The 9,887-nt window shown below is 41.5% G+C and carries 7 protein-coding genes; 5 read left to right on the forward strand and 2 right to left on the reverse strand.

The features are described 5' to 3' along the window. Positions 1-37 precede the first annotated feature (37 nt). Positions 38-1,261: a permease gene (locus LA313_RS13590; protein WP_228915897.1), complete on the forward strand. Its 1,224-nt coding sequence runs from the start codon at positions 38-40 to the stop codon at positions 1,259-1,261. A 56-nt stretch (positions 1,262-1,317) separates the two neighbouring features. Here LA313_RS13590 and LA313_RS13595 read toward each other — a convergent pair whose 3' ends face one another. After that, on the reverse strand, positions 1,318-3,795 hold the full coding sequence (locus tag LA313_RS13595) for a zinc-dependent metalloprotease (RefSeq protein WP_408641378.1): 2,478 nt from the start codon (positions 3,793-3,795) through the stop codon (positions 1,318-1,320). A 245-nt stretch (positions 3,796-4,040) separates the two neighbouring features. Here LA313_RS13595 and LA313_RS13600 point away from each other — a divergent pair, with 245 nt between their 5' ends. Continuing rightward, positions 4,041-5,900: a T9SS type B sorting domain-containing protein gene (locus LA313_RS13600; protein ID WP_228915901.1), complete on the forward strand. Its 1,860-nt coding sequence runs from the start codon at positions 4,041-4,043 to the stop codon at positions 5,898-5,900. A 1-nt stretch (position 5,901) separates the two neighbouring features. Beyond that, positions 5,902-6,903: a PorP/SprF family type IX secretion system membrane protein gene (locus LA313_RS13605; protein ID WP_228915903.1), complete on the forward strand. Its 1,002-nt coding sequence runs from the start codon at positions 5,902-5,904 to the stop codon at positions 6,901-6,903. Between the two features lie 149 nt (positions 6,904-7,052). On the opposite strand, the gene lysS is transcribed toward LA313_RS13605, so the two are convergent. Further along, positions 7,053-8,750, reverse strand: a complete 1,698-nt coding sequence (lysS, locus tag LA313_RS13610) for a lysine--tRNA ligase (RefSeq protein ID WP_228915905.1) — start codon at positions 8,748-8,750, stop codon at positions 7,053-7,055. A gap of 146 nt (positions 8,751-8,896) precedes the next feature. Here lysS and LA313_RS13615 point away from each other — a divergent pair, with 146 nt between their 5' ends. Further along, positions 8,897-9,025 (forward strand): YqaE/Pmp3 family membrane protein, encoded by a 129-nt coding sequence (locus LA313_RS13615; RefSeq protein WP_228915915.1) that lies wholly within the window; start codon positions 8,897-8,899, stop codon positions 9,023-9,025. A gap of 47 nt (positions 9,026-9,072) precedes the next feature. Further along, positions 9,073-9,771 carry a lipoyl(octanoyl) transferase LipB gene (gene lipB, locus LA313_RS13620; RefSeq protein WP_228915907.1) on the forward strand — a complete coding sequence of 233 codons (699 nt, stop codon included), beginning with the start codon at positions 9,073-9,075 and terminating at the stop codon, positions 9,769-9,771. Positions 9,772-9,887: the final 116 nt, after the last annotated feature.

Consider the following 9,887-nt stretch of genomic DNA (forward strand, 5'->3'; position numbering starts at 1 on the left):
ATGGCATTTTAGTATATAATTTTAAAACCAGGATTGAATGCAGGACTTTTGGAAAGACTGGGCAGAAGCTGCTTACACAAGTACGGGATTTTTTTGGATGGCTCTCTGGGCTTTCATTCTCGGGTATATCATTAGCAGTGGGATCCAGATCTTTGTTACCGAAAAGAAGATGGAAAAAACCATGGGAGGAAAAGACGCGAAAGGTGTGCTCCTTGGTACCTTCTTCGGCTTTATTAGCAGTTCCTGTAGCTTTTCTGCCCTTGCTTCTACTAAAAGTCTTTTTAAAAAAGGAGCAGGTTTTGTTCCTTCTATAGCTTTTCTTCTTGCCTCCACAAATCTAGTAATAGAGCTGGGGATCATCATTGCCATTTTCCTGGGTTGGCAATTTGTGGTAGGGGAGTATGTGGGAGGAATCCTGCTTATCCTCATCAGCTGGCTCATTGTAAGGCTGATTAATCCAAAGAAACTGATCAAAAAGACACGGGAGCGGCTTAAAGGAGAAGAGGATGATGATGAAGGATCAGATAAAGCCTGGAAGGAGAAGATGAAGTCTGAAACTGCCTGGGCCAAGGTGGCAAAGCAATATGCCATGGAATGGAAGATGGTGTGGAAGGATGTAACCATTGGCTTCACCATTGCCGGAATAGTAGCTGCCTTTGTGCCCGATTCTTTTTTTAGAACCCTCTTCATCAACAGCGGCCCGGAGGTTGAAAGCTATAGCTTCTTTACCATTTTAGAGCATATTATTGTCGGGCCTGTTGCTGCGTTTTTGACTTTTATTGGTTCTATGGGGAATATTCCGCTGGCGGCGCTGCTCTTCGGAAAGGGAGTGAGTTTTGCAGGAGTAATGGCTTTTATTTTCAGTGACCTGGTAGTATTTCCGGTGTTGCGGATCAATGCAAAATATTATGGCTGGAAGATGTCACTTTTTATCCTCTTTTTGCTGTTTACTGCACTTATTGGAACTTCCCTGGTTTTGCATTATTCTTTTGACCTGTTAAGTCTGCTACCCGATCCGAAAAACGTGAAGATCCTTGAATCTGAACATTTCCAGATCGACTACACTTTTTTCCTTAACCTTATATTTCTTATCCTTTCCGGAATTCTTATCTACATCGGCTTTTTTAAAAGGAAAGATGTTGACCATATGAAAGAAATGGCTCCGAAGAGTCAGGTGATGGAAAATATCATGAAGTACCTTGCCTTAATTTCTTATGTATGGCTTTTAGGGGGCTGGATTGTAAGATTATGGGTGATATAAAAAAAGAAAAGAGCCGGACGAAACATCCGGCTCTTTCATTTATTCAGAAATAGGATTTAGCTATTTGGATCCAGAATAAGACTTACTCTTTCCAAAGCGTCTTCTAAATGGTAACGGGTAAGTGTGTCTCTGCTTCGACCAATGCTGTTGCGAAGATCACGCTGAAGCTTTTTCAGTTCTCCTCGAACAACAGGGCGAATATCACTTTGTGCAACATCAACATTTGATCTTGTAACCCATGAACGGTAGCGGGCTGGAATTTCAGACTGTTCTTCGGTCATTAGATATTCCATGCGATCGATGTATGCTCTTTGAAGATTTCTTCGATAAGTGTCGATATTTTGACCTTTTCTCAATTCACTCCAAACACCAGTTCTAAGGTCCTGCATCATGTCTAGAAGTCCGTAAGCGCTGCTTCCGTTCATTTCACGGTTCTCGATCAATCTTGCCATTCTTCCGAAGTCAAGCAGGTTGTTAAGCGTTCTTTCCTGAGTATTTCTGATCCTTTCCACACTACCGTCAAATTCGATCCTGTTAAAGATCTCCTGGTCCAGTAGCCATTCCGGGGTAGAAAATAACTCATCCTGAAGGAAGTTCATTGCCTTCTTCTGCTTTTCGGGGGAAACGTGGAAATACACTGCACCTTCCTGGTCGTAGGTTTTGGTTTCCTTGATCACACCACCCACATTTGCAGCAACATGGCCCATGTAGCGGTTGTACTGTCCAAGCACCTGCTCATACATGGTTTCAAGATCATCATAATCTTTACCTTTTTCGGCAGTCCACTCGATGAGGTTTGGGATGATCCTTTTAAGGTTTTTGATCCCATACTGGCTGGCAAGAACAGCGTCATCTCCAAGATCCTCAGTTTGTGAAGTAGGGTCGATCACCCCGCTTTGCTGAGCTCCAAATCTGTAAACAGGGTCTCCTGCTTTTTCCAGGATCCATGAATCAAGAATTTCTTTCTCCTCTTGTCCTTCTTTTTCAGGAATTGGTTTATAACCCCACATGATAGAATATTTATCATATGGTCCTATGTTTGGCATTAGCGCTACATCACCATCTTCCGGCTGAGCTACATAATTGAAACGAGCGTAGTCCATTATAGATGGAGCAGTTCCATACTTTTTAGTGAATTCAGGATCTCTAAGAGATTCTACGGGATAAGCCACACTGCTTCCCATGTTGTGTGGTAGTCCAAGGGTATGTCCTACTTCGTGAGCAGAGACAAATCTTATTAGACGACCCATGATCTCATCTTTAAATTCAACTCCGCGGGCATCTTCATTAATAGCTGCAGTTTGTACAAAGAACCAGTTTCTTAAGAGGGTCATTACATTGTGGTACCAGTTAATGTCTGATTCCAGGATCTCTCCCGAACGTGGATCACTTACGTGAGGACCATTGGCATTTGGGATTGGAGAAGCCAGGTAGCGCACTACAGAGTAGCGAACATCTTCCGGGCTCCAGTCAGGATCTTCTTCTTTTGATGGAGGATCCTTTGCAATAATCGCATTTTTGAAGCCTGCAGCTTCAAACGCAACCTGCCAGTCCTCAATTCCCTGTTTGATGTATGGGATCCATTTTTTTGGAGTCGCACGATCTACGTAGTAAACGATCTGTTCCCTGGGTTCAACCAGTTCTCCTCGCTTGAATTTCTCCATATCTTCTTCCTTCACCTCTAGTCTCCAGCGGTCAAGATAGCGTACAGTTTCACTTTTTTGAGCGTCCAGTCCATAATCAGTTTGGCCTGTAGTAAACCAACCTACCCGCTCATCATAATACCTTCTTTCCATAGGAACTTCTGGGAGCAGGATCATGGAATTACTCATTTTTACTGAAATTGATCCCGTGCTTGAATTAGAAGGTGGTTCCCCTGCATTGTAAGTCTTTACGTGGCGAACTTCGATGTTCTTAGGATAGCTGCGGATGGTGTCGATATAAGAACGACTATCATCCAGGCGGCTTATTTTGTAGCTTTTGCGGCGTCCTTCAGGAAAACCTAAAGCCTGTACATCCTTTTTAAAAAGGTCGGTAACCTTGATCACTGTTGAATTGTTCACTGAGTCTTTATGAAAAGCCTCAATGTCAAAGGAGAAAAGGATAGGTTCAAAGTTGGAATTCCTTACAGCTTCATGAACCGGTAAAGAATCGGCAGCATATACATCGTGTGATACCACACGCAAAAGGACGTTCTTGTTCTTCTTTTCCCAGCGAAGCACCTGCTCATTTTGTTTTCCGCCACCAAAACCAATGCCCGATGCTGTTTGGGCGATCCTGGTAACCATAAGCATTTCACGGTTAAAAAGACTGTCTGGGATCTCGTAGTAGTAATCGTCATCAATTTGATGTACTGTGAAAAGTCCGGTGTCGGATTTTGCTTTTTTGGTGATCACCTTATCGTAGGCTTTGATCCCGTTTTTATCTTTTTCTGAAGAGTCTTTAGCGGCTGCCGTTTTCTTGTCCTTTTCAGGTTGAAATACAGCACAACTGGTTATTGAGAAAGAGAAAAAAACAATAACCAGCCGGAACATTAATCGGTTGTTCATTAATTAGAATTAATTAGTTAAGAATTGCCCAATTTATAAAAACCGATTTCGGTTGCCTAACCCAAACCTGTTAAAATAAAGTGAGGTGCATTTTGCTAATACTTGGACAGAAGAGGGAGTAAAAGGTTTAAAATGAAATAGAGAGGAATGAAAATCATGATAAAGATCATAAAAAGAAGCTGCTAAGGTTTTGTTAAAGTCTATCTTCATTCCCGTACCTTTGAAGGAAGATGAAAAACCTCTTATTCCTTATCTTTTTCGCCATTTCTGGGAATGTTTTTTCCCAGCTGGGTTTTTGTGAGGGAAGTAAAGGAGTTCCAATTTTTCATGAGGATTTTTCCTCTGGCTCCTTGCCTGCAGGAACCACAACCTATATTCCTGTGTCGGGGGATCCTTACGATGGCTTTTATACCATTTCGAGCACTATTGGGCAGCAAATTGGCGGCTGGCATTCATATTTGCCTAATACCACCATGTCCAATGGAAATGCGCTCATTGTCAATGCAGATGACAATAATGCCGGACTGTTCTTTCAAAGAGAAATTTCTGGTCTTTGTGAGGCCACAACTTATGAATTTTCTGCTTTCCTGATAAATATTTTCAATGCTTCAAGAAGTATTTGTCCTAATGGGGAAATTCCTATTAATGTAAAATTCCAGATCCTTGATCAAACAGGCAATATTGTTCTGGCTGAAGGGAGTACCGGAGATATTTATTCCTCAGTTAATCCCGTCTGGACTCAAAAAGCCCTTACCTTCAGATCTCAGGCAGGTCAGAATAAGGTGATATTAAAAATGTTTAATAACGGAGTTGGTGGCTGCGGAAATGATCTGGCAATTGATGATATTATTTTTAGATCCTGTGGCGACCTGACTGAAGTAAGTTCTCCGAATCTTTCTGAAACCTTTCTTGAAGTTTGCGAACCTGACGCTCCTGTCACAGTTGAACTTACCGCAACTCCGGATAATACAGTATATACCAGTCACGCTTTCCAGTGGCAGGAAAGTGTAGATGAGGTGAACTGGCAGGATATTGCGGGGGAAACAGGAATGAATTTTTCTGCTTCTCCCATTAGTTCGACCCGATATTACAGGGTGAAAGTGGCTGAAGATGCAGTGAATCTGGTTACTAATCTCTGCAGTTCGGTTTCTGAATCTTTTGCAGTAATTATAGTGGAAACTCCTGAAGCTCCGGTGAGTCTGGGTGATCAGGATGCTTGTGAAGGGGATCCGGTCCCATCGCTTGAGGTCGTAGTGGAGAGTGACGAATCGGTTAGGTGGTATGATAGTGCTACAGGCGGGGTGGAAGTGGCATCGGGAAGCGCTTTTGTTCCTCCTGCTGAAGGAACGTATTATGCCGAAGCTAAAAAGACGGGGTTTGATTGTAATCCCGGCCCGAGAACTCCGGTGAAACTACAAATCTTTTCAAAACCCGAGGTTGTCGATGAAGAGAGGCAACTTTGTTTAGAAAATCAAATTAAACTTGACGCCGGGGTGGGTAATTTCACATATCTATGGAATACCGGTGCCACCACCCAAAAAATATCAGTGGGTCAACCCCAGAATTATTCAGTCATAATTACCAATTCCAATGGTTGTAGTTCAACAAAGCGATTTGAAGTAAATGCAGTAGATATTGCAGGTATTGGTAATATAACTTCCGAAGGTACTTCTGTTATTATTGAACCGGCAAATGCAGGAGAGTTCCAGTATTCCCTGGACGGTAACAATTTCCAGGAATCTAATATTTTCCAAAATATTTCCGGCGGAGTTTACACTGCTTATATACGGGATAATGAAGGCTGCAACACAGTTTCTGAAGAATTCCCTCATATTGTGATGCCTCAATTTATCACTCCCAATAATGACGGAATCAATGACAGGTTTGAATTGAAAGGGATCGAATATTTCAGCAGTTCAGAGATAAGAATTTTTAACCGCTATGGAAAAATACTGGCTTCCGGAAAAGGAGAAGGATTTTACTGGGATGGAACCTTTAGTGGAAAAGATCTGCCCTCAGATGATTACTGGTTTCACCTTTCAATAGAAGGTTTTGAACCTGTTAAGGGACATTTTACTTTAAAACGTTAGGATGCGCCAAAACAAAAAAAATATACTCAAAGAATCCCCTTTTTGGATAATGATCCTCATATTTTTATTGGAAGTAAGTGTTGTAACTGCCCAGGAAATTATTCCGACCTATTCAGATTACCTCACAGATAATTTATTTCTTCTTCATCCTTCACTTGCTGGAGCAGCGGGAAGAAATCAATTGCGGATCACTGCAAGGCAGCAATGGTTTGATGCAGACGACGCACCTGGAATGCAAACTCTTACAATCAATGGGAGACTAGGAAACAAAGAAGGGATAGGAGCTATAATATTTAATGACCGTAATGGCAATTTTTCAAAATCGGGAGCCTACGGAACTTTTGCTTATCATTTGAGGCTGCCTTCCCGAGACCTTGAGTTACACAGGTTGAGTTTTGGGATAAGCGCAGGTGTGATCCAGCACCGGCTCGATCAAAGTGGCTTCACTCAGCCAGATCCTGTACTGGGGCAGGAAAAGATTTCTGTGGCTTACGCCAATATGGACGTGGGAATGTCCTACTTTAAAAAGGAACTTTATGTTCATTTTGCCGCTAAAAATCTGTTGCCGGTTAACAGAGAACTATTTAATTCTGAAAATATCGCTGTGAATCAAAGGAAGTACTTTTTGACGGCCGGTTATATTTTTTCTCCTTCTTACGACTGGTTTTTGGAACCTTCTACTATGCTACAACTGGCTGAAGATACAGGTGAAAAAGCAATTGACGCAAACCTCAAAGGCTACAGGAATTTTGATTTTGGCCAGGTTTGGGCAGGTTTATCTTACCGGCAGGGACTTGACAAAGTAGAAGAGAATAATGAAAATTTGAGATATGTCACTCCTTTTGCCGGCGTGGAGTATCGCAGTTTTCTTATTGGATACACCTATTCACAGCAGTTTAATGATGTGGTATTAAGCAACAGCGGTTTTCATCAGATCACTTTGGGTTATAATTTTGGTGCCGCACGTAAACGCTACCATTGCGGCTGCCCTGCCATAAATTAAGAAACGGTCTTAAAAGTACATCTTACGTCATTCTGAATTTATTTCAGAATCTTATTTTGGTTGAAAACAAACCAGAACCTGAAACAAGATCAGGTTGACGCAATCAAGGCTTTTAAGACCGTTTCTGTTATAGTGTCAAAAAGGGTATTTTAAAACCACTTTTCTACTTCGTCAAGCTGCAGCGCAGCAACGGGTAGTTTATTCTTTTTACGAAGACCATTCAGCTTCTGGTGGACCTGGGTGGCCTTATTTTCCTGAAGCTTGGCAACCGTTCCAAACTCGTGCATAACGGTATCTACCCATTCCTGAGGAACCCCAATTTTTATAAAATCTTCAGGTTTTGGAGTGGCAGCTCTTTTCTCCGGCTTCATTTGCGGGAAGAAAAGTACTTCCTGAATGGACTGCTTGTTGGTAAGGAACATGATCAACCTGTCCATCCCAATACCAAGGCCCGATGATGGTGGCATTCCGTACTCCAGGGCACGTAAAAAATCATTGTCAATAAACATTGCCTCATCATCACCTTTTTCAGACAGTGTTAGTTGCTCCTCAAAACGGTTTCGCTGGTCGATAGGATCGTTTAGCTCAGAATAGGCGTTAGCGATCTCTTTACCGCAAACCATGAGTTCAAATCTTTCGGTCAATTCGGGGTTTTCGCGGTGTTCTTTACAAAGCGGGCTCATTTCTTTAGGATAATCTGTAATAAATGTTGGCTGAATAAAGTTGCCTTCACATTTCTCACCAAAGATCTCATCGATAAGCTTTCCTTTACCCATGGTTTCATCTACTTCTATACCCATGCCTTTTGCAGCCTCAAAAAGTTCTTTTTCAGACTTTCCGGTAATATCGAAATCGGTGAATTTCTTGATGGCATCGGTCATCGTGATTCGGGCATACGGAGCTTTAAAGTCCACCTGATGCTTTCCGAAGGTAGCCTCTGTAGTGCCATTTACGGCTATTGCACAATGCTCCAGCAAATTCTCTGTAAACTCCATCATCCAGTTGTAGTCTTTGTAAGCTACATAGATCTCCATGGCAGTGAACTCGGGATTATGCGTACGATCCATACCTTCATTGCGGAAGTTCTTTGAGAATTCATATACTCCGTCGAAACCACCTACAATAAGACGCTTTAAGTAAAGTTCGTTCGCGATCCTTAGGTAGAGTGGAATATCCAGCGCATTGTGATGCGTGATAAACGGCCTTGCAGCTGCTCCCCCCGGAATGGATTGCAAAATGGGCGTTTCAACTTCAAAGTAACCTTTGTCGTTAAAAAAGTTACGCATCGCATTGAACAGCTTTGTCCTTTTGATAAAGATCTCTTTTACCTTTGGGTTTACAGCCAAATCGGCATAACGCTGACGGTAACGTAATTCGGGATCATTGAATTCATCAAAAATGTGACCTTCCTTATCGGTCTTTGGAAGCGGAAGAGGTTTTAAAGACTTGCTTAAAAGGGTAAAATTTTTAACCATTACCGTCTTTTCTCCTACTTGCGTCTTGAAAAGCTCTCCTTCAATTCCTATAAAATCTCCTATGTCGAGGAGTTTTTTGTAAATATCGTTGTACTTGCTTTTATCATCCCCGGTACAGATCTCATCACGGTTGAAATACACCTGAATCCTTCCGGTGGAGTCCTGAATTTCAGCAAATGAAGCTTTTCCCTGGATCCTTCTTGACATTAACCTACCGGCGATTACCACCTTCTTGTTTTCTTCAAATTCAGCTTTAATTTCCGAAGTAGTATGGTCAACGGGATAAAGAGCTGCGGGATAAGGATCAATATTTAATTTTCGCAGAGAGTCAAGTTTCTCACGACGAATGATTTCCTGTTCAGATAAATGCATGTTTTTAATTTCAAATTTCGACTGGCAAAGATACAGACTAATGGACTACCAATCAATTGTTTTTTGAGGAGGAGGCCGTTTAGAAGGTTGCGGTAAATTTTGATATCTTTGCAATACTTATGAGTCTTTGGAGAGTAATATTATCGATTCTTTTCCCACCGCTGGCTGTAATGGACAGAGGCTGTGGGTCTATTTTAATTGTTTTGATCCTTACCCTTCTGGGATGGATTCCCGGTGTGATCGCAGCTTTGATCATTTTAAATAACAAGAGGTAATACCAATCTCACTTCTCGAGCTCATATTTCAATTCTAAATATACGATTTGAATAAAAACATAAATTTTCAGGAATTAGGACTGCGGGATTACAAAGAAATTTGGAAGTACCAGGAACAACTTTTTAAGGAGATTCTGGATCAAAAAATTTCCAATCGCAGAGAAGGAACTGTAGAAGCTACAAAAAACCACCTTCTCTTTGTAGAGCATCCCCATGTTTATACCCTTGGAAAAAGCGGAGATATCTCCCATCTTTTGATCAATGAGGAGCAATTAAAACAAAAAAATGCCACTTTTTACAAGATCAACAGGGGAGGGGATATTACTTATCATGGCCCCGGACAAATAGTGGGATACCCTATTCTTGACCTTGAAAATTTCTTTTCAGATATTCACAAATATCTCAGACTTTTAGAAGAAACTATAATTCTCACGCTTGAGGAATACGGAGTAAAAGCCGGCCGCAGTAAAGGGGAAACAGGAGTGTGGTTGGATTCCGAAACTCCTTTTGCAAGGAAAATATGTGCGATGGGCGTTCGCGCCAGCCGATGGGTAACCATGCACGGTTTTGCATTTAATGTGAATGCAGATCTTGGCTATTTCGACAATATCGTTCCCTGCGGAATAAAAGGTAAAGCGGTTACTTCATTAAATGTGGAGCTTGGAGTCAAAGAAGTTCCTGTGGACGAGGTGAAACAAAAAATAAAGAAGCACTTTTCCGCCCTTTTTGAAGCGTCACTAGTTTAAGGTTCAAAGTTTGAGGTTCATGGTTTAAGGTTTTAATAGTGTGGAGTCCTAAATAGAGTTGACCATTTTTAGAAGTTGGTTATTAATCTATTCATTGTAAAATTACTAATTCCTTT

The sequence above is a fragment of the Salinimicrobium sediminilitoris genome (assembly GCF_020866905.1).
Classification (GTDB): Bacteria; Bacteroidota; Bacteroidia; order Flavobacteriales; family Flavobacteriaceae; genus Salinimicrobium; species Salinimicrobium sediminilitoris.